This window comes from Adlercreutzia agrestimuris, from assembly GCF_943193125.1.
GTDB lineage: Bacteria > Actinomycetota > Coriobacteriia > Coriobacteriales > Eggerthellaceae > Xiamenia > Xiamenia agrestimuris.
This window is the reverse complement of the sequence record NZ_CALPCX010000006.1, coordinates 9,913-32,331: the sequence shown is the minus strand read 5'-3', so window position 1 is coordinate 32,331 and position 22,419 is coordinate 9,913. Positions and strand designations below refer to the sequence as shown.

The 22,419-nt window shown below is 44.6% G+C and carries 15 protein-coding genes; all 15 read left to right on the top strand.

The genetic code is table 11. The features are described 5' to 3' along the window. Window positions 1-85: 85 nt before the first annotated feature. On the top strand, window positions 86-970 hold the full coding sequence (locus tag NFR28_RS08700; protein WP_251179420.1) for a hypothetical protein: 885 nt from the start codon (window positions 86-88) through the stop codon (window positions 968-970). A 172-nt stretch (window positions 971-1,142) separates the two neighbouring features. Further along, on the top strand, window positions 1,143-1,646 hold the full coding sequence (locus NFR28_RS08695) for a hypothetical protein (RefSeq protein ID WP_251179419.1): 504 nt from the start codon (window positions 1,143-1,145) through the stop codon (window positions 1,644-1,646). Between the two features lie 13 nt (window positions 1,647-1,659). After that, on the top strand, window positions 1,660-3,567 hold the full coding sequence (locus NFR28_RS08690; protein ID WP_251179418.1) for a VirD4-like conjugal transfer protein, CD1115 family: 1,908 nt from the start codon (window positions 1,660-1,662) through the stop codon (window positions 3,565-3,567). Window positions 3,568-3,812: 245 nt separating this feature from the next. Next, window positions 3,813-4,034, top strand: a complete 222-nt coding sequence (locus tag NFR28_RS08685; RefSeq protein ID WP_251179417.1) for a hypothetical protein — start codon at window positions 3,813-3,815, stop codon at window positions 4,032-4,034. 8 nt (window positions 4,035-4,042) lie between these two features. Next, window positions 4,043-4,474 carry a PrgI family protein gene (locus tag NFR28_RS08680; RefSeq protein ID WP_275556984.1) on the top strand — a complete coding sequence of 144 codons (432 nt, stop codon included), beginning with the start codon at window positions 4,043-4,045 and terminating at the stop codon, window positions 4,472-4,474. Further along, the gene (locus tag NFR28_RS08675) at window positions 4,398-7,208 is read left to right on the top strand and encodes a VirB4-like conjugal transfer ATPase, CD1110 family (protein ID WP_251179415.1); all 2,811 of its coding nucleotides are present in this window, start codon (window positions 4,398-4,400) and stop codon (window positions 7,206-7,208) included. Before NFR28_RS08680 ends, NFR28_RS08675 begins: the two co-directional genes overlap by 77 nt. A gap of 2 nt (window positions 7,209-7,210) precedes the next feature. Then, on the top strand, window positions 7,211-9,163 hold the full coding sequence (locus tag NFR28_RS08670) for a glucosaminidase domain-containing protein (RefSeq protein WP_251179414.1): 1,953 nt from the start codon (window positions 7,211-7,213) through the stop codon (window positions 9,161-9,163). Window positions 9,164-9,175: 12 nt separating this feature from the next. Then, a complete protein-coding gene (locus NFR28_RS08665; RefSeq protein ID WP_251179413.1) occupies window positions 9,176-10,033 on the top strand; it encodes a hypothetical protein in 858 nt (285 codons plus the stop codon). Then, window positions 10,033-11,073: a VirB6/TrbL-like conjugal transfer protein, CD1112 family gene (locus NFR28_RS08660; protein ID WP_251179412.1), complete on the top strand. Its 1,041-nt coding sequence runs from the start codon at window positions 10,033-10,035 to the stop codon at window positions 11,071-11,073. The genes NFR28_RS08665 and NFR28_RS08660 overlap by 1 nt, the downstream gene beginning before the upstream one ends. 25 nt (window positions 11,074-11,098) lie before the next feature. Continuing rightward, entirely contained in the window at window positions 11,099-11,317 is a 219-nt protein-coding gene (locus tag NFR28_RS08655; RefSeq protein WP_251179411.1) for a hypothetical protein, read from the top strand. Window positions 11,318-11,530: 213 nt separating this feature from the next. Next, a complete protein-coding gene (locus NFR28_RS08650; protein WP_251179410.1) occupies window positions 11,531-13,633 on the top strand; it encodes a type IA DNA topoisomerase in 2,103 nt (700 codons plus the stop codon). A 99-nt stretch (window positions 13,634-13,732) separates the two neighbouring features. Continuing rightward, window positions 13,733-14,302, top strand: a complete 570-nt coding sequence (locus NFR28_RS08645; RefSeq protein WP_251179409.1) for a signal peptidase I — start codon at window positions 13,733-13,735, stop codon at window positions 14,300-14,302. Window positions 14,303-14,337: 35 nt separating this feature from the next. Beyond that, window positions 14,338-14,997: a hypothetical protein gene (locus NFR28_RS08640; protein WP_251179408.1), complete on the top strand. Its 660-nt coding sequence runs from the start codon at window positions 14,338-14,340 to the stop codon at window positions 14,995-14,997. 106 nt (window positions 14,998-15,103) lie between these two features. Next, the gene (locus NFR28_RS08635) at window positions 15,104-15,853 is read left to right on the top strand and encodes a hypothetical protein (RefSeq protein WP_251179407.1); all 750 of its coding nucleotides are present in this window, start codon (window positions 15,104-15,106) and stop codon (window positions 15,851-15,853) included. A 213-nt stretch (window positions 15,854-16,066) separates the two neighbouring features. Continuing rightward, window positions 16,067-22,366 carry a VaFE repeat-containing surface-anchored protein gene (locus NFR28_RS08630; RefSeq protein ID WP_251179406.1) on the top strand — a complete coding sequence of 2,100 codons (6,300 nt, stop codon included), beginning with the start codon at window positions 16,067-16,069 and terminating at the stop codon, window positions 22,364-22,366. Window positions 22,367-22,419: the final 53 nt, after the last annotated feature.

Here is a 22,419-nt window from a genome sequence, read left to right as displayed (position 1 = left end):
AGCGGCTCGGAAGTTTCCGGGTCGCTTTTTTTATGCCCAAACGCAGCGAACGTGCACAAATATCGCAGTTTGAAAGGAAATACGCATGGAAGAGCAGAAGCAAAAAAGCGTTTACATCACAATGCCGAAGAACTTTGCTAAGAAAATCGAGTACACCGATAAACAGACTGGTGAGAAAAAGTCATTTAACAGCGTCACCTTGCCGAAAGGTACAACAATTGATGACAAAGACGTTTCGTATTATCAGTTCACCCCTCTTTTTGTAAATGAGTCAAAGTTCATGGGTGAAAACTTTGTAGACATCCCACTTGTGCCTGATCGAGAAGTAATCCTAAGCAAAAACCAAATTGATGACACCGGTAAAGTAGTGCTAGATGATGATGGGAAAAAGATTAAAGACACCATTGCAATAGCACCAACAAAACTAAAAGCAGCTATTGATGGCGGGCGCAGAGAATACCTTGAAGAGCAGAAACAAACAATCATGTTGCTTTTCAATAAGTCTTTTATCCATGAGCAGGAATATGTCGATAAAGAGACTGGCGAAACCAAGACGTTTGACTACATAGTCATGCCATCAAACACCATCGTTGATGGCAAAGATGTTGGAGGTTATCGCATGACCTCAAGCTACATCCAACAGCGTGGCAACTACGTTGAGGTTCCCGTGAAAACCGACAAACCAGTAGTGCTTAGTAAGGTGGCACGGGATGATAGTGGAAAAGTTATTGTAAAGGCAGACGGTAAGCCAGAAATCGCAAAAGTGGAATGCGCGGCAACAGTATTGCGTGAAGGACTCAATAAGTCCTTTGAGGATTACTTGCACGAAAAGGGCGAAAAGATTGTTGAGCGCATTGCGCAAGAGGAAAAGCACAAAACACCTCGACTGTCTCAAAAGGCAAAAGAAGCAAAAACGGCATCTGCCCATCAAACCTCAAAAAAATTATCTGATCCTTCCTTAGAGAAGTAGCAAATCAACGCTCACCTCAAAGCAAATCCCATAGTGGATGATCATGAAATCACGCAACAAATAAACGAACCCGGCAATGTTCAGGAATTTAAGGGGTTTGCTTTGATGGTTGAGTTCAAACATAAATAAGTAAAGTAGTAAATACGTAATTACGTATAGAGAAGGGATTGCAATGTCAGACGTAGGAGATGAAGTAGCACAAGCGTTATTGCGATTGGCAGAAACCAGCATACGCCTTTCAATCAACAGCGTAAAACACCAAGATGGTCAAGTGGTGGCTGGACAAAACGATAAAGAGATTGTCCAGTATGACTTCAAAAACGAAGAAGTACGCGATCAAGTTTTGACTAAGCTTAAAGAGAAGAACCTTGAAGTTGTACCAACAAACGAAGGAGCCGGTATAGTCTTTTACAAAAAAGACTTGGCGCAAGTTGCACAAGCTGCTATGGATTGCGCAAATGAGGTAAAAGAGCAGACCCAAGCAGAACACGCTCAAGCACCAGCCAAAGCAGTTCAAAAAAAGACGGCTGAAAAACAAGCGGAAAAAGAGAAGAGCAGTTCCCCTCGTTTGGATGAAAAGATCAAGGAAGCCAAAAGTGCGACAAAACACGCGCAAAAAGACAAAGGCTCCATCAAAAAGGAAATGCAACGCAACCTGGCGACACCTTCAAGATAAAGGGTAGAAATAAATGGGCAAAAAGGACAGAAAGGCAGAAATAGCTGTATTTGCAGTATTAGCAATTTTGGCATTTTTGATGGCGAATATCTTTGCCCAATTATTTTTGTCTCACAAAGATATGTTGCGGGGTTTTGATTATGCCACAGAAGCTTTTATGCAAACGTTTTTAGAAAATCCGTTTGCTGTCTCATTTGACATATATCCGCTGATCGCAGGTTTAATAGGAGCCTTTATTATATTTTTGGTTGCGGTTTATATGCTTGCCGGAAAAAGAAACAGAAGAGATGGCGAAGAGCAAGGAAGTGCACGCTGGGCGACACCAAAAGAGATACGTGCATTTACGAATAAAAAGTCCCCAAGCGACAACATCTTAATAACTGAAAACGTGCATCTCTCAACTAAGCGCGGGCAATCGCCAAATGAAGTAGCCAACCTCAATGTGCTTGTAGTTGGAGGATCCGGATCTGGTAAAACGAGAAGCTACGTTAAGCCAAACCTTATGCAGTTAAACGCCAGCTACTTTGTTACTGATCCTAAAGGAACGTGCATTTTAGAAACAGGTCAAATGCTAGAAGATGCAGGATATGCAGTTAAAACATTTGACACTATAAATTTTCGTGGCTACTACAATCCGTTTCAATATGTCAAAACCGACGCTGACATTCTTTCGTTTGTGGAATGCTTGATAAGCAATACCACAGGCGAAAAAGCGCATGAGTCGGATCCGTTTTGGAGTAAAGCGGAGCGGTTGTTTTACACCGCTTGTATAGCGTTGCTGCGAGACTATTTCCCAGAAGAAGACTACACGCTACCAGGGTTGTTAAAGCTACTAGACTTAGCTTATGCCAAAGAAGAAGACGAGGACTTTAAGTCCCCGCTGGATAAAATCTTTGATGAACTCGAAAGCGGCAGGCGCGAAGTGGAGCGCGAATTAAAGATGCCAAAAAGCAGGGTGATCAGGCGTGAGATAAGGCAAGCAGAGCAGAGTTTGGTGTGGGTAGAATCAGACCTTGTAAGAAACGCAGATGGGCTTGAGTTAGGCAAAGTCGGCGGTGTGGATCCTCAAGATGACTTCGCATTGTCGAATTATCGTGCGTTTAAGACGGCAGCAGGAAAAACACTAAAATCAATTTTGATCTCGTGTAACGCGCGACTCAAGCCACTTTCCATCAAAGAGGTTAATCAAATGCTGCAAGGTGTGCCTGATGAAAACGGTGAACCAACGGGAAAATGTGGATTAGAACTAGACAAACTATGCGCACCCAATAGCAAAGATGCCATCTTTGCGGTTATGAGTGATACGGACAAGACGTTTGCATTTTTGCACGCAATGGTTATGAATCAAACGATAAATGTATTGTGCAATAGAGCCTTAATTGAATATGGAGGATCGCTTAAAGTGCCAATGCATTTCATCTTTGATGAATTTGCAAACATAGGTGTGTTGCCAAACTTTCAAGAGGTTATCGCCGTTACTCGCTCGCGCAATATATGGGTATCAGTTATTTTGCAATCACTCTCACAACTTGAAGCTGCTTATAACAAGTCATCAAAAACCATTATTGACTGTTGTGCAACCTTGTTGTTTTTGGGTGGGAAGTCCGATGAAACCAATGAATCGCTCTCAAAGATGCTCGGCAAGCAAACCATCATGACGACAACCTACTCAAGTTCTAATAACGGACAAACCGGCTCAACAAGCAAAAACAACCAAATAGTTCAAAGAGACTTAATGACTGCATCAGAAATTTCACAGATGCCATCCAAAAAAGCACTAGTTTTGATAGCGAACAATCCGCCTATCATGGATGCTAAAACGCGCATTGAGCGACACAAAAATTATGCGTTAATTGATCCAGGGCACCCTGGGGCAAAATATGATCAGTTCTACGACATAACCAAAAAATACAAGGGTTGAATAGCGGTATATAAGTAAAGATGTAATTAAGTAAATACTTATATACGTATATCGGTAGCTACATGGGGTCACAGGTGAAAGTTGAATAAAACTAAACAAATGGTTACTTGCGCTCACTTTCTACTTGATGATAAAATGTGCTATGTTGCTTTACGTGTAAGAAAAGCGGCTCGGTTTTTTTCCGGGTCGCTTTTTTTATGCCCAAAAGCAGCAAAAGTAGAACAGTAGTTGAAAAGGAGAAGCAAATGGATCTGTCCTCAATCGTAGACAAAATTTCAGGTGGAATTGGCTTTCTTGGAGGTGCTTTGCTGGTTTTTGGGTTGATCAATTTAGGTATGTCACTCAAAGACGGCGCACAAGGCGGCGGCGGTCAGTTAGCAGGTTCTATAGCCATGATCGTAGGCGGCGGCGTGATTATTGGAGCCAGTGCGTTTTTTGGAACGCTTGATACCTCATTTGCATCGTAGGAAAAACTATGTTGTCGGTGCGAGTACACAAAGACGTGGCGGAATATCAGCCAAAGATCTTTGGAAAAATGACAGGGCGCACGCTTGTTTGTATCGCAGGGGCAGTAGGGATCACGGTGGCTTCAACGTTTTACTTTCAGGCGGTTTTAGGGCTGCCTGATAACGGGGTTGTCAGCATGATCTCTTATGCAACTGGATTGCCATTTTGGGCAGCGGGGTTTTGGCGACCAAAAGGCATGAAATTTGAACAAGCATTACCGCTTTATCTCAATCACAAACTCACGAACAATCGAATTTATCTAACGACAAAAACGCGTTTTCAAGGACTTGTTGAAGACCTTAATGAGAGGGGCAAAATAGCAGATGAATCAGCATCGAAAAATTGGCGACGCATCAAAAGGCAAAGAGGAATTGAAAGCTGGTGCCCAGGAGAAGAATGAAACAAAACCAGATTATGTATCAGTGCTTGAGTCAAAAGAAGATACAAGCAAAACAACTGATGTTAATGCAGAAGATGCAACTGATGTAGGTATTGATGTAGACGCTCTTCAATCATTTATGAACCCATTGATGGGTTCTATGGGTAAGGCTTCTAAGGCTTTGACTCGCAAGCAAAAGCGCCAGTTAATGAAAAGAATTAAAAAGGAATTATCTGGTAGCAAAGAAGAAATAAGGCAGGTCAACAAAGAAGCCAAGCAGTTAAAAAAACAAGAGCGCACCAAAACCAAATCAATCACAAAGCAGCTAAAAGAACGCGATAAACAACTGTCAGATAAGACAAAAACCCAGCGTTTGCAGCGCCGACGTGCAAAAGACGTTAGTTCTTATATCGGTTATGAGCGAATGTTTAAGAATGGATTGTGCGAGGTGGAAGACGGTTTGTATTCGCAAACCATTTCTTTTAGCGACATTAGCTATCAATCAAGCCGTGAGGACTCGCAAAAATCAATCATCAATACAATGTGTGGTCTGCTGGATTATTTTGGCGCAGAGACACTCATTCAGTTCAATGTGATAAATACACCCCTTCGTCCAGATGAAGTTGGGAACAGAATATTTTTTGATCCTTGCGCTCAAACGTGTACAGAAGCACAAAGAGATGCACAAACGCTCAATGACATTTTGAACGAGAAAATGCGCGAGGGTGTATCTAACATGTATCGCGAAAGATATTTGACGTTTTCATGTGCGGCATCAAACCCAGATGAAGCAATGGCGCGTTTGGCACGTATGCGCAATAACGCAGTGAACACGCTACAAAAAATTGGTTGCATGACACATGTGCTCAACGGGACAGAGCGTCTTGATCTGCTGCATTCGCAGCTTCGACCTATGCAGCGTTTTATCTTTTCATACGAAAACGATATAAACGTTTATTCGCCACTAACCACAAAAGATATGATTGCACCAAACGTCATAGACTTTAAGCCAGATGGCGAGAGTAGCTACTTTGTGACAGAGGGCATGTATGGGCAAGTTTTACTGATGCGCCGTTTTGGTTCGGAGTTATGCGACAGGGCGCTTTCTGATGTGGTTGACTTGCCTATACCGCTCAACGTTAGCTGGTTTATTCAGGCGATGGATAAAGCAAAAGCCATCAACTACGTTAAACAACGTGCAGCCTGGATCGACAAAGAGATCATCGAAGAACAGCGCCGTGCCGTGCAAAAAGGCTACGACTTTACTATTTTGCCAGCAGAACTTAACTACTCAAAAGAAGAAACGCTTGACGTATTAGATCACTTGCAAAACAAGAATCAACGCTTGTTTGAGTTTACGGGGTTGGTCTATACCTATGCGCCAACGCTTGAAGAACTCAACAATCAAGTAATCCAAATTATTTCAACTGCACGTAGAAACTCTATTGATATTGAAGCTTTCGATTATCGCCAGCGAGAAGGTTTTAACTCAATTTTGCCGCTAGGACACAATCATGTCGAAATATCGAGGATGTTTACGACAGCCCAGGCAGCTATGTTTGTGCCATTTGCAACACAAGAATTAGAACAGGCAGGTGGCAACTACTACGGGCAGAACAAATCAAGCGGCAACTTAGTTATTTGTAACCGAAACAAACTAGCGTCCCCTATGGGCTTTGTGTCGGGCAAAACTGGATCTGGTAAGGGTATGTTTGTAAAAAATGAGATGGAAGGAACTATCCTTAACAATCCTGATGACCAGATCATTGTTATAGACCGAGCAGGAGAATACCCGCTGATTGCGCACCATCACCATGGAAGCGAGATATGTTTTGGTGTAGACGCTAAAACATATCTAAATCCCTTTGACACAACTGGCATCTCGCATATGAGCCGTGAAGCGCAAATAGCATTCAAAATTGATGCAATGCTTGCACAAGCGGTAGCATCGGCAGCAGAGAGCCAGTCAACGCTAGATGAAGCAGACCAGTCCATTATTTCACGAGCAGTAGAATTGGCGTTTTTGAGAGCGGATAAGCGAGATGGCAAAGATCCTTTGCTGCAAGACTTTTACGAGATCTTAAACGAACAGCCAGAAGAACGAGCGCAAGTCTTGGCGCTTCGTTATGAGCGTCTCGTAAATGGCTCCATGGCGTTTTTTAACAATCACTCTAACTGCAATTTGGATAACAGGATCATCGACTTTAATATCAAAAATCTACCTGACTCAATGTTGGTTTTTGCCTTGATCAATATATGTGAAGCTGTGCGAAACCAAATGTATGTGAACTTTGAACAGGGAAAACGCACATGGCTCTACATCGAAGAGATCCAATCGCTGTTTCGTTATCCAACGGTTTTGAACTATTTTTCGCGCTTCGCAAATGAGGGACGAAAGTTTGGGTTGCTTTTAACAGGAATAACCCAATCAGCAGTAGCAATGCTTGAAAACGAAGCAGCACGAAACATAGTGCTTAATGCTGACTTTATTATGCTGCTCAAACAATCCCCCCTAGATCGTCGCGAGTGGGTAGACCTTCTCAATCTATCTATACAAGAAGAAGAGTGTATTGATGATAGCGTCAAACCAGGAGACGGGTTGTTGATAGCGGGAGCGGCTCATGTGCCTATCAATGGGCAATTCCCAAAAGGCAATGAATTGTATGAATTGTTCTCAACAAACCCGACAGAAGCTATTGAAGCGCGACAGCGTGAAAAGCTAACCGAAAAACGTCAAGCGAACAATCATAGTTAAACATGAATAACGCCAAAGACAGAGCAAAAGCGACAGTTCAAAATCCTCATGATCTATTTCAAACATCAGGAGATAGACAGTTGCGCGCTGATGACCTTTTAGCAGAAGGGAAAACAACAGCAACAACAGCACATTTGGTTGAAGGGAAAAGCGAAAAGGCAAGTATTGCTCGTGGAAAAAGTGAGCAAGATCGTTTTGTTAAAACGAGCAAAAACGCTACGTCTGCACAAACACAAAAGCAAAAGAAAAGTTCTGGTTCCCAACTGCAAAACAAGCAAAATGCTCAAAGCGTAATTCAAAGCAGCCATCAAGCCGACCAACCAACCAGCCAACAAGAGGTGGTGTTTGCCCAGGCGCAAGACAGAGCACATGCGCAAGGTGTACAAAGCACACCGTCAGCGAACACCACCCAGCCAACCTCAACGCAAAGAGCAAAGGCGGCACGTCGGCGTTTTGAGAACACGAGCAAAACGCAAAAGGAGCACTTACAAGATACGCAAAAGCGCATAACACCAGTGGAAGCAGCGTCGGCATTAACAGGAGTAATCACGTCAGAGTTAGATGACACTGACGAATTGAAAGGTAGTGGCACGCTTGATAAGGGGGCACGCAGCACCCGACGAGCATTTAAGGCATATCAAAAACATACACAAACACAAACCGCAGGTATAAAAGCCACAACAGAAGCGAAAAGCATTTCTGGAAGCAGCGCGGCGCAAAGTAGCTATAGAAGCAAAACAATTATGCACGCCCACGCTATGAAAGCAAATGCGGCGAAAGCTACACAGGCAACGACAAGTGCCATGGGAGCGCAAACACAAGCAGCAGTTGTTAAAGGAATTGGTGGCGTAGCAAGTGCAGGAGCAGGCAGTGTTGGTGGAGCACCAGCAGCGGCGATAGGAGCCGCTGTAGTAGCTGTGATAGCTGCCATTTTGGCTCTTTTGTTGTTGGTGGGAAGTATAGCTGGTACAGAAGAAGATCCGCACCTTGACAACCTGCCAGAAGGTATCACCTACGAAATGGTCAAGGCGGCGGTTGAGTGCCAGGAGTTGTATGGGCATCCAGCAGGAGCAACATTAACGCAAATAGTTGTTGAGTCAAGCGGTACACATGGCGGGTTATCAGCACTAGGAGCACCACCTCACAACAATTTGTTTGGAATTAAATATGTAGCAGGATATTCAGATCAATCTGAATATGTCAGCGGGTTTTCGATGTGGACAACACAAGAGGATCTAGGTGGCGGAAACATGGTGACGATACAAGCACCATTTTGTGATTTCGCGAGTCCTAAAGATTGTATCTATTATCGCTCGGCAGAGTTTTTGCAGGGATCACGTTATGCAAATAATCCCCTCATACAAGAAGCGATAGCGCAAGGATCTTCGGACAAGATGTTTGAGGGCTTAAAGGACGCAGGTTATGCCACTGCTAGCAATTATGTTGAAGCCCTAAAGGCGATATGTACGCAGTGGGACTTTTATCGCTTTGATGGCATGAGTGTTGAAGATCTTGAGGATTATGCCACAAATGGCGGCGTGATAAGCGGCACGCACGGCGCGGAGTATGCAAATGCCACCCCTGAACAAAAGCGCATTGCAGATGCAGCAATGAGCACCCCTTTTGCGGGTGATGGATGGTGTGCGGCGTGGGTTTCAAATGTATATGCGAATGCTGGTTATGGAAGCGTGGGTGGCAATGCCTGCGATATGTATTGGGCATTTTGTACGTCAACAAACAAGGATGAATTACAGGTTGGCATGATTATTGCAACCCCGCATTCGCCGTATGGCTCTTTGGGTTTTACCTATGGGCATGTGGGAGTTTATGTGGGAGATAACAAGGTGATGCACAACGGTTCGTCAGGTGTAATCACCCAAGACCTCGATTCATGGATTGAAGAATACTCGTATATGTGCACGGCAGGCTGGGGATACCCGCCTAACTGGTCATAAAGAGGGAAAAGTATGGATGACATTAAACACTTGTTCAAAGAGAACACAAAAACACTTGTAGTTATAGGCTTAGTAGCCCTTTTGATAGTAGCAGGATCAGTGGTGCGTTGTAGTGCGATACATACAACGCAGCCAGAAGATCCATCTACACAAGAACAAATTGAGCAAACCGAGCAAACAACACAGACAAACCAACAAGAAGAAGGAGAAACGAACCAACAGGCAATAAGCGAATTAAGCGAATTAGGTGTGCAAGCAATAGAGTCACCTGGTGTTTTAGAAGCAGAATTAAACGCAATGTTGGAAGCGAACACCTGGGCGGCAACAAATGAAACCGCAACGCTTAATTTTGAAGACAACGTTTTTGTTGAGAGAACACTCAACAAAGAGACAAAGCACCCTTATGCCATTTTGGCAGCAAAAAAAGCTACAGATACCACAGGAAACCTCACCACTATTACGGCTGCAATAGAAACAGATGGTGGTGTGTATGTCTTAGAGACAACAACACTAGTTTCGGATGAAAGTAACAGCGTCTCTATGACGCTCACCTCACCCATGTTTGCATCAGCGGGATATAGCCGAGTAGAAGCGGCAGAAGAAATTGAGGTGCAAGGGATAAACGATGAGGTAATAAAAGCTATTGGCGGCAAGCAGGATGAGCTTGTAGAAGAAATAAGTGAATGGTGTGCATTGCACTATCCAAGTGCGCATACAGCAGAGTTTACAGGACGCATAGTAACTGATCAGAACAAAGAAACAGTGACGCTAACTTTTGAAATTGACTCAACCAACCCACGCACAATACAAGCAATTTTGTACACCGAAGATATGACCTTTGTGATTGCTGGTGAGGGGCAGGTGAAATAATGGAGCAGATAAAAAAGCTAACGCAAATACGCCCGTCAACGACACAGTTGGGAATGGCGGTATTGGCAGTGTTGTTATGCGTAAGTGCAAGCTTACTCATGCCAGAACCCGCTTATGCAAGCCCATTTAACATAGTCGAAGATATTAGCAACTTTATTGCCGAGATTGTGCGCAATATAGCAACGTCTTTGCTCGGTACAGCAATGGGTGTCATGTCAAGCATTAGCGCATCGTCTATTTTAGAAGCGCCTTTTGAAACCATGTTGGGCGCAGGTGGTGCATCAGGGTCAATCTATGATATGGCAAATAGTTTATGCCAGTATGCCGTAAAGCCGGTCGCAGGATCAATTTTGGCGCTTGTGATGTTGCTGGAACTTGTGAAAATATCACAGCGCATTGATGGCAACTCTGCAATGCCAGCACTCAAAGAAATACTGTTTCTTTTCGTCTTCTGCGCGTTCTTCGTATTTCTTATCAACAATTCTCAAGATATTTGCATCATGATCTATAACCTAGTTTCGCAAATATCGGCGTATCTAACCGCGCCAGCATCTACAGCAGGCATGACTTTTACAATCGAGAGCGATATTACAGATATAGGTCTTTTGATGGTGCTTGTTATAGATGGTTTGTTTGTTATGCTTGTCGCTTTTATAGCCTATATCTTGGCGTTGTTGATGGCATATGCACGAGCAATACAACTCTATGTAATGATGGCATTTGCTCCAATTCCTTTTGCACTTCTTGGCTTCAATGAAACAAGAAGCATGGGCGTTGGGTTCATCAAAAACTATGCCGCTTTATGCCTAGCAGGCACAATCATGATCTTTTTACTTATTTGTTTTCCATTGCTGATCAATGGCGTAACAACGCAAATGCAAGCAGCAGGAGGAAACATTCTAGGAGCAGCAGCAACAGGCGATCCTGCAACCTTGGTGCGTTTTATTACCTCGCCGCTTCAACTAATAGCATGCGCTTTGCTGTTGTGTTTTGGACTGATCAAATCAGGTTCTTGGGCGCGAGATATTTTAGGCGGATAAGCCAACCTTAGCGAAAGGAAGCACTATGACACTAACAACAAAAGCGCGAAAGCAAAAAGTTATAGCAGAGAATGCGACAAGCATTTATTGTCCTTATTGCCACAAGCGCGTTGGGAATAGCGAAGAGATTAAAGACAACAACGTGGTTTTCAAAGGTGCTGGATTAAAGTTTTATGAAAGCCAAAAGGTTTGCTGCGAATGCGGAATGGTTATACAAGAAGAAATTAGCCAGGGGCAGCTATGAGCGAATCGAAACAAACGACTTTTCACCAGACAAGCCACAAAAACCAAAGAGAAATTTACCGACATGTTGGGTGTACCAGTAAAAGGCGCTATGAGAGTTTTTCTCTAGCGCAAAAGACAGCATGTATAGCGAAGCGTTATTACGGGGTACACATGAAACCCTACCGTTGTCCGTATTGCCATGGTTGGCATATGACACATGGAGGGAAATAAGATGACGAAGTTAGTTATTGCAGAAAAACCAATGCTTGCGCGAGATATTGCACGTGCAATATGTGGGCGAAGCGTAAGCGAAACGGAAAGGCTACCAATAAGCGGAAATGGATATACGGTAGTTTCTTGTGCAGGTCACTTACTTAGCCTAAAAGAACCACATGAATTAGATCCACAATGGAAAAAGTGGGATCTAGCGAATTTGCCTATAGCACCGAAAACGTGGGAGAAAAAAATTACTCCAGGCAAAGAAAAATACGTAGAACTTATAAAAGAGCAGCTAGAGAAATGTGAGAGCGTCATTCATGCAGGAGATCCCGATGATGAAGGGCAACTCATAGTAGATGAGGTTTTAGAGTATTTGCACTATGCCGGAGAAGTAGAGCGAGTGTACGTCAATGACAATATAGAGCAGAATATCAAAGCGGCATTTGAGTCATTGATAGACAACAAGCTATGCAAAAACATATCAGCTGCGGCAGAGAGTCGAGCGCTGGCAGACTTTTGTTTTGGCATAAATGAATCACGGCTGGCATCGTGTCGGCTCCACCAAAAATTGCATATAGGACGTGTTAAAACGCCTACGCTTGGGTTGATAGTCAAGCGTGACAAAGAGATCAAAAACCACGTTGGGCAAAAATACTACGCAATCTATGCGCAAGCTTTAGTTGATGGGCGCACACAGGTTGAATTTGAGTATACGCAAAACACCCAGGAGCGAATAGCGGAAAAAGAACAAGCAAATGCCATAGCGTGTATCCTACAAGGACAAACGTATGGCTTTGAAACTGTTTTGAGTGATAAATACACTCAACCACCCCTGCCGTATAACCTCACAACTTTAATGGCAGATATGTCAAAAGAGCATAAACTCGGTGCACAGCAAACGCAAAACGCCACTCAAACATTGCGAGATGCTCACCACGCTATTACCTACAACAGGACAGATTGCCAATATCTAAAAACCGAGCATTTTGAACAAGCGCCAATGGTGACAAAGGTAGTGCAAGAAAACCTCAAAGTAGAGTTTAGTTTGGATCTTCAACATAAAACACGAGCGTTTAACGATGAGTATGTAGATGCTCACCACGCAATTATTCCTCAAGAAATAAGGCTTGACCTTAGTGTTTTAACCGAAATTGAACGCAAAGTGTATCAAGCGATAGCCAAACGCTATCTTATGCAATTTATGCCAGCAAAGCATGAAATAGAGCATAAAAGCGTGATAGAACTTGAAGGTGGCAGCATTAAACGCATTGAAAAACGGCTAGTTGAGCCAGGCTATAGCGTAATTGAGGACACAGCAAAACAAGAAGAAGAAAGAGCATGTCTTGAAGAAGGAAAGCACACCGCCTATATCCAAGAGGTAAGGGTGGAAGAACGTACAACAAAGCCACCAAAGCCTTATACGGAAGGTACTCTTATCAGTGATATGTCGCGCATCTCGCGCTATGTTGAAGATAAAAGAATCAGTGAACTTTTGAAAAAGAAAGATGAAGGTAAAAAGGGTGAACATGGTGGTATAGGCACCACAGCGACACGCGCGGCAATTATTGAAGAGTTGAAGCGCCAAAACTACATTGAGGAGCGTGGCGGTAAGTTAAGAAGTACCGAACTCGGACAGCGATTTTATGAAATGATCCCACCTGAAATAGCCAAAGCAGACACAACGGCGACCTGGTGGCTCATTCAGCAAGAAGTAGAAGCTGGCAGAGTAGACAAAACCGCAGTAATGGAAGCAGTAATAAAAGTGTTCAACGCCCACAAAGAGAGCGCGTATCTTGGCGTAGTTTTGCCAGGATCCGAAAAAAAGGTTTTGGGTGTATGTCCGATATGCGGCAAAGACGTGTATCTCAACAGACGAGGAACAGGGTGTTATTGCTCGGGTGCGGTTTTTGAAAAAGACGAAGCAGGCAACCTTAAAAATAGCGGATGCCAGTTTTCAGTAACCTCATGGTGCAAAAAGCAATTTAGCGAAAGTCAGCTTAGGCGGCTATTAGAGGGAAAAAAGGTGCATAGCAAAGGCTTTATATCGAAAAAGGGAACCAGGTTTGAAGGAGACGTGCAATTAACACAAGACGGTAAAATTAAGCTGTGCGTTTAATTGCAAATTGTCAACAGGTGAGGTAAACTAATCTAAAAGGTAAGTTAACCTCACCTATTGAGGTTATAAGTGAGTGAAACTCACATAAGGGGAAGTATAGTGGCGGATCAAAACCAAAAACTCGAACCTGAAAATACTCCCAATAAACAAGCATCACGGCTGCAAGCCTTTATGTGCAAGCTAGCAAAAGTTGTCATAAACGTAGAATTAGTTATTGCGCTTTTGGTCATGGTTGCCGTGTTGTTGCCACCCGTCTTTGGCGTAAAGCCATATTGTGTATTGACGGGTTCAATGGAGCCAGCTTTGCCGGTTGGCTCCATGGCGTATATAGATACAAATATAGATGCGAAAGACCTAAAGGAAGGAGATATAGTCACGTTTCGCATCGAAGGTGAAAGCAGCGACAAAGTTGTGACTCACCGTGTTGTTGAAAACGACAAAGAAGCGCATCAGCTAACCACACAAGGGGATGCAAACGAAGCGCAAGACAATGGATGTGTGGCTTATGCAAACGTCCTGGGCAAAACGGTGGAATGTGTTCCGTATCTTGGGCATGTAGTTACTTTTGTTATGAATAACAAAATCAAGATAATCATTGTTCTTATCGTTTTTAACGCAGCAGTTCTTTATCTAGCCAATTCTAAGAAAAAAGACTTGGCGCAATCATGAAGATAAATGCATTCAACGAAATCAAAGGAGAAGCTATGACGCAAACCGCGAAGACAGAAAAGCACAAGAGCCGCGCAAAGGTTGGCGCGGTGGTAAGCGCCGTTGCGCTAACGTGTGCCCTTGGCACCATGGCATATTTTACCGCGACTGACACTGTAGGAAATGACTATGTCGTCGCTGGTAGTGGAGGTAGAGATGCTTTGAGTGTTCAGGTAGTTGAGCCTAACTGGGATAGCACAAACGCTAATGGTATTGTGCCAGGACAGATCCTGGATAAAGACCCCTACGCCCAAACAACGGATGGCAATGTGGATTCTTACATCTTTATGGAAGTAAGGGTGCCAGTAGGTATGGTAGACGGTGTTCAGTATCAACCGCTGTTTAGTTTGCAGGGACTCAATACCTCCAACGAAGACAATCAAGGCGGTTATTTTGAGCAGGTAGGCGAAACGTTTACCGACGAAGGGGCTAAGCAAGCTGTCACTATTTATAAGTGGAGCGATGTTGTGGCAGGCGGCAAAAAGACAGAACCGCTTTTTGAAAAGGTGCAACTAAACCCCAAATTGACGAGCGAAGAAGCGCAAGCTTTGCCTACCGAGGTTTCCATTATGGTAACTGCTCATGCTATTCAGGAACAAGGCTTTGATTCTGCCGAAGATGCATGGGCTGCATATCAGGCACAAAACCAGCAGTAGCTTCTTTTTAGGCTATAGAAGGTGAGTTTTACTCACCTTCTATAGGAAAGAGTAAGCAAACTTAACGTATTTGACAGGTTTAGGAAAAGTAAGGCTCACAAAAGCAGTGAATACGAAAGCAAACATAAGGAGAGAGCACACCAATAGAGTTTGGGTTGTTTTGTTTGCGTTTGGTTTAACAGCCTGTGCGATCCTTTGCCCTGAACTTGCTTTTGCAAAAACCTACGCCGTTAATTTTGTTTCGTTTGAACAGGGCTTTGACATTCCCGAAAAAGATATGTTTGAGCACTTTGGCGAGTTAAAGGCAAATGAAACATATAGCGGCGTATTTGAAATAGAAAACAAATATGAGCATGAAGTAGTGTTTGAGTTTGGTGTGGCAGAAGAGTCTAACCCATCAGAACCCGCTGCTGATGTGCTTTTAGATACGATCAAGCTTAGTCTTGTGAATGATGAAACAGGCAGCGTTGTTTATGAGGGAAGCTTGCGCGCGGTTGAGTTGAACGAATTTGTAGAACTGGCGGCATTGCAGCCAGGAGAGCAAACAGCGTTTACCTATACCGTTAAGGTTCCCGAAACGCTGCCTTTTGTGGATCACCCACTGTCAAACGAAGTAATTTGGGTGTTTAAGGTGACAGATAAAAGCACCCAACAAATATTAGAAGCACCAGTGCAAGCCGAAGACAATTTTGCTGAACAGCAAGGAAAGATAATAAAGCCTTTGCCTAAAACAGCAGATGCGCTCACAGACAGCGCGTTTCATGCGCTTGTGTTGGTTTGTTGGTCGGCAGTGGTGATATGTGTGGCGATAGCAAAGCGACGCTACACATTATTAAGCGACAACAGCGAAAGGTAAAACTTTCGTTTACATAGACCCGGCACCTGAAAAAACATCTTTCCCCGAAGATCCCCCAATACCTTCTCTCAACAAATCAGGTGTGAGCGGAACAGCCGGGAAGGGCTTATCCCCCTCAAGCCCTTCTCGGCACCCCCTTTAACAGTAACAACCGATTCCTGAAATCGGATCACATAAAAGCCTAAATGGAAAAAAGATACAGGAAGGGCAAAGATGGAAGCACTGCAAGCACAAACAAAAGCAAAAAAGCTGCTTAACCGTGTAAAAGAAAAACTCTATCGCAGTAAGCTTGCGCGTGTGGGCATGAGCGCAATCCTTGTGATGGGTTTGATACCAGTAGCAGCAGCGGCGGCAGCGCCAACGCAGCCAGAAGTAAGTCCACAAGCACAAGAAACCCAAACCATATCAGATCTTTTGGGTGTGTCGCGCGATGATTTTTTGAACTATCTTGAAGCCAACAAAAACAGCTATTTGGGTACGGTATATAAATACGATTGGCCTTACCCGACCGTCTACCAGACAGGTCCGTGGTGGTCAAATGGAAACCATCCTTACGAAAGTGAACCTTTTAATGGCGTAAGTGGCTATGGATTAAACTGTGCAGGATTCATCGCGCGTGTTTGGTGTGATATGGGTCTGGAAAATACAGATTTTATGAACCAGTGGTATTACTATCATGACTGGAAATGGGCAAACAGTGAGTCAATGCGCAAGGTGTTTGAAAGCTACAATGTCGAGCAACGTCAGTTTTCTTCAATAGAAGAGATGCTTGGTAGTGGCTATCTGGAAAAAGGCGACATTGTACAAATGGAGTCAGCTTCAGGAAGCGAAGACCATGTAGGTATTTTCTGGGGTAACAATTCTTCGGAAAATGCTTTTTGGCATTCAATCTATGACAAAGGATCAACCACCAGCGGAACTAACCGCATATCTGATATTTATTCCAAATCAGACGCGAATACTTTTCATGTGTTCAAGTTTGAAAACCGTGGATGGTTTAAGCTTTGGAAGCAGCCATCGGATAAAGATGTAGTCAAAGATAATTCTTGCTACTCTTTGAATGGCGCTCAATTCGGCATTTATGCAAGCCTTTCAGACGCACAAAACGACACTAATCGAATCTCGACTATGACCACCAAAGCACATCCTGATTGGGACAATGACGAGTGGTCATATGCAGAGAGTTGTTGGCTTACCCCTGGAACTTATTGGGTGCGCGAGGTGGCAGCACCTAAAGGACATGAGCTTAGCAACGAGATTAAGTCGGTTGAAGTAAAAGCAGGCGAAAGCGCACAAACGTCAGTAACGTTTACTGACCCTACAATGCTTGACCCACTTGATATGTTCGTGCAAAAAGTTGACTCTGAAACAGGAAAGCCAGTCCCACAAGGCAATGCCAGTTTGGCAGGTGCACAGTTTACCGTTAAGTATTACAAGGGACTGTATTCAGAAACCAACCTATCCTGGACAAACAGTGTTTCGCCAGAACGTACGTGGGTGTTCAAAACAGATGACAGCGGAAGAGCGAAGTTGAGCGAAGATTCCAAGGTTTCTGGAAATGCTTTATATTACGACGCAAATGGTTTTCCATCAATACCAATAGGAACAGTAACCGTGCAGGAAACCAAAGCGCCACAAGGCTATCTGCTTGGAGACCAACCAGTATATGCGCGACAAGTTACCGAACAGGGAATTATTGATCAAGTGCATGTTGGAAACGCTCTTATAGACGCAGATATTCGTGAAGTTGTAGTGTCTGGTGGCATTGCGATTCAAAAAATCGACAGCAAAACAGGCATGACACCACAAGGTGACGCAAGTTTTGCAGGTATTGTTTTTGAGATAATCAACGACAATAAAAGCACTGTGCATGTAGGCGGCAAGGACATTGCACGTGGACAGCGCGTACTTACACTTACCACCAACGCCAACGGATATGCTGCAACATCTAACAATGCGCTCCCTTACGGTGATTATATTGTGCGCGAAGTATCAACAAACAACTCCATGCTCAATACAGCAGATGATATTAAAGTGTCAGTCCGCGAAAACGGCAAGGTTTATACTGTGCGTGCAACAAACGATGTTGTCCGTGGTGGTGTTATGGTGACCAAACATGACAAAGAAACGGGCGATGTTTCACCTCTTGGATCTGCTCTTTTGGATGGAACGCAGTTTGAAGTCAAGAACGCTTCAAATAACCCTGTGGTTGTAGGCAATAAAACCTACCAAAAGGGTGAAGTAGTGGCGACTATCGTCAGCAAAAACGGCATTGCAAAAACCGACAGTCGAGCACTTCCTTATGGACGCTACACCCTAACCGAAGTGCAGGCTGGCGACGGTTATATCGAAAGCGATGTTACCCCGCATGAGTTTTCAATCACACAAGATGGTATGGTAGTAAATGCAACGGGTGGACAAGCTATTGCAAACCAGGTCAAGCGCGGTGATCTTGAATTTGTCAAGGTCAATGAGCATACAATGGCACGTTTGGCGAATGTACCGTTTAAGCTGACGAGTCAAACCACGGGTGAGAGCCATATTCTTGTCACAGACGAAAATGGCTATGCTTCTACCGCAGCTAACTGGAACCCCCATACGCAAAACACCAATGCTAACGACAATGCAGACGAGTCAAGCTATGACAACGAAGCAGGTATTTGGTTTGGCGTAGATGATAAGGGTAACAAGACTCAAGCAAACAATGCTCTTGGAGCCTTGCCGTATGATGTTTATACGTTAGAGGAACTACCTTGCAGCGCAAACGAAGGCTTAATTCTAATCACAGTACCCAATATCACCATCAAGCGAGACAATTACAAGGTTGACTTAGGCACACTTGATGATAAAGAGCCAGTTAAACCATACCTAGCAACACAAGCGTTTGATGCGACAGATGAAGACAAAGCGGTTTATGCTGATGCAGAAACAGCTATTGTTGACGTTGTGTCTTACGGCAACGTTGAAGTTGGTAAAACCTACACCATGGAAGCATGTCTGGTAGACAAGGCAACCGGTGTAGAAATTGAGGGCAGTCGAGTTTCACAAGAGTTCACTCCAACATATAGTCATTCTTCGTTAGAGATGAACTTGGTGGCAGATCTAAGTGAATATGCAGGAAGCCGTGTAGTTGTTTATGAGTATCTCTACCTGGATGGTCGCGTGGTAGCTGATCATGCAGATATTGCGGACTCGACACAAACTCTACGAGTGCTCACGCCTGAAATCGGAACCACTTTGGTTGATGGTGTAGACGCTGATAAGAACGCTTCTGCTGAACATGACATTGTTTTGGTTGACACCGTAACCTACACAAACCTTGTCCCTGGCAAAGAGTACACCTTAACTGGAACCCTCATGAACAAGGCAACAGGTGAGCCGTTTGTAGACGCACTCGGCAACGCGGTAGTGGCAACTACCACCTTCACACCTGAACAGGCAACAGGATCTGTGGACGTGACTTTTGTCTTTGACGGCAGTTTGGTTGATGAGCAAACCGACGTGGTAGCTTTTGAAACCTTGGAGCGTGACGGTCACGAAGTGGCAGTACACACTGACATTAACGATGAGGATCAAACAGTCACCTTGGACGTTCCTGAAATCGGAACCACTTTGGTTGATGGTGTAGACGCTGATAAGAACGTATCTGCTGAACATGGCATTGTTTTGGTTGACACCGTAGCTTATACCAACCTGGTACCTGGCAAAGAGTACACCTTAACTGGAACGCTCATGGACAAGGCAACGGGTGAGCCGTTTGCAGACGCACAGGGCAATACGGTAGTGGCAACTACCACCTTTACACCAGAACAGGCAACAGGATCTGTGGATGTAACTTTTGTCTTTGACGGCAGTTTGGTTGATGAGCAAACCGACGTGGTAGCTTTTGAAACCTTGGAGCGTGACGGTCACGAAGTGGCAGTACACACTGACATTAACGATGAAGGTCAAACAGTCACCTTGGACGTTCCTGAAATCGGAACCACTTTGGTTGATGGTGTAGACGCTGATAAGAACGTATCTGCTGAACATGACATTGTTTTGGTTGACACCGTAGCTTATACCAACCTGGTACCTGGCAAAGAGTACACCTTAACTGGAACGCTCATGGACAAGGCAATGGGTGAGCCGTTTGCAGACGCACAGGGCAATACGGTAGTGGCAACTACCACCTTTACACCAGAACAGGCAACAGGATCTGTGGATGTAACTTTTGTCTTTGATGGCAGCTTGGTTGACGAGCAAACCGATGTTGTAGCTTTTGAAACGCTTGAGCGCGATGGACGCGAGGTTGCGGTTCACACCGACATTAACGATGAAAACCAAACCGTAGCTCTTATAGCTCCGCCTCAAAACGAACCACCTACAACGCCAACCCCTCAAGTACCCAAGACGCCAACACCAGATAGCCCCGACACGCCAGACCAAGATTCGCCCAAAACTCCCCTTGTAAAAACTGGTGATACCTTAGCGCTCGGAGCTGTTGCGCTCTTAAGCATTGCCGGCTTAGCCATTGCAGTCCTTGTGCTCGTTCGCATAAAAAACCACCGCACATCAGCGTCCATCTTTGTACTTGCACTAACGCTCGGTGTAGCCACCGCATGCGGATTGCCCATAACCAATCCCGACCCCGCCTTCGCCGATGATGTTCCCATACAAATTCATAAAGGGAGTGTCTTTGATGCTGAAGCGCAAGGGATCATACTAGATAGCAGGCGGGTTTTCGATATCTCGAAGGCAGAGTTTTCCACTACTAATCCCGCAAAGTTAGGCATAGTCAGCCAGCGCGTCGATCGCGACCCTGTTCATCAAACGTATCGAGGGATTGCCTACCTAGAAACCCCAACAAAAGGCATCGAAACTCTTGTTTCTGGAAGTGCGTCGCTTGTGTGGTCAAATGTAGGCGTAGACACTCAGGGAGATCGCGTAGATGTCGAAATAACAATTTCTGATATCACCATTCACAATAAGACTGCAAACGATGAGGTGATTTTGCTACTCACCGAAGTGGAGGGTTTTGGCATCCTAGAAGCTCAAGCCATCACCAATACCGGTTTGTGTGGCAACTCCAAAACGCTTTCACTCAACGTTTATAAGACAGGAACCACCACACCAGCATCTGGGCACTTTTTGATGGGCGTGAGAGACCTTGACCTTCCTGACCGCGTAAGCGACACAACTCCAAATTACCAAGGGAAATATTGCGAATCAATACAATTGCTACAGGGATATGAGCCAGATATCTATATAAACGAGGCATGTTTTTTGTCTATAGACGAATCGCGAGCACTCTTTCAACCCACACAAGAAGATCTCCAGTCTTCTTTTGACTCCGGATTTGTCGTAGCCCTCAACCCCACCGGATCTCGCTTTTTGTGGGCTGGTACCGCATGCGGAACCGTGGTTTTTGATCAGTTCGAATCTCATAACATTTTTGCACGCACGCAAGGCTGCGGATCCATAAGCGATGAAGGATCAACTCTTGTCGGTTGGAAAAATAGCAAAACATATCACATAACACCTGATGAATACTATGAAGTTGCAGATGTTGTAGTTGATGGCGAATCATGTGGTCGCCTCAAGCAATACACTTTTACCAACATAACAGCCGACCATGAGATTGTAGCTATATTTGAGCCAATACTCATTTCGGTTGAATTTACCGATGGTCTCAATACGCTTTTGTCGAGCACAAAAATCCCGCAAGGTTCTATACCTTGCGACCCCACACCGCCTGTAAGAGATGGATACCTCTTTGAATCTTGGGATGTGCCGCTTGAGAAACTCTTTGCCGACACAACCATCAATGCATTGTGGAGACCCATTGTCTATTACGTCACCTTCGATAGCAACGGAGGTGTTGGCGATATGCCAAGCCAAGCATTGTCTTTTGACGAAACCGCCTCTCTTGATCCCTGCACATTTACTAAGCCACAACACACATTTAAAGGCTGGCTTGACGAGCAAGGCGAACTTTATGAAGACGAGGCTTTAGTGAGCAATCTCGCTTCAACCGATCTTGCTGAAGTTGAATTAGTGGCGCAATGGGAAGAGATACCCGATAATCCGGCGCAAGTTGAACAACCCCAACCACAGCCCGAAAATCCTCAGCCAGAAAGCCCGCGCCCTGAAGATGCGCAACCTACAACACCGCAGCCCGAAAACCCTCAGCCAGAAAGCCCGCGCCCTGAAGATGCGCAACCTACAACACCGCAGCCCGATGTTGGAGCTTTTGAAACGCTTGAGCGCGATGGCCACGAAGTTGCGGTTCACACCGACATTAACGATGAAGGTCAAACAGTAACGGTAGAGACACCTGCACCTCCCGCTCCTGAACCTCCGGTAACCACAAGCGAGACACCGCTTGTGCAAACGGGTGACGCGCTTTTGGCGGCAGTTATAACCATCGTTGTTTTTGCTGTTGGCGTTGCTGGTGGAGTCTCGCTTTACGCTTCGCGTAAAAGCGGCAAAACTGGCAACAAGACAGAGCAAAAGGACAAAAACATGCGCTAATAAGCGCAAATATAAAACCCCAGCTAGACGGCTCAACAGAATCGCTTCTAAGG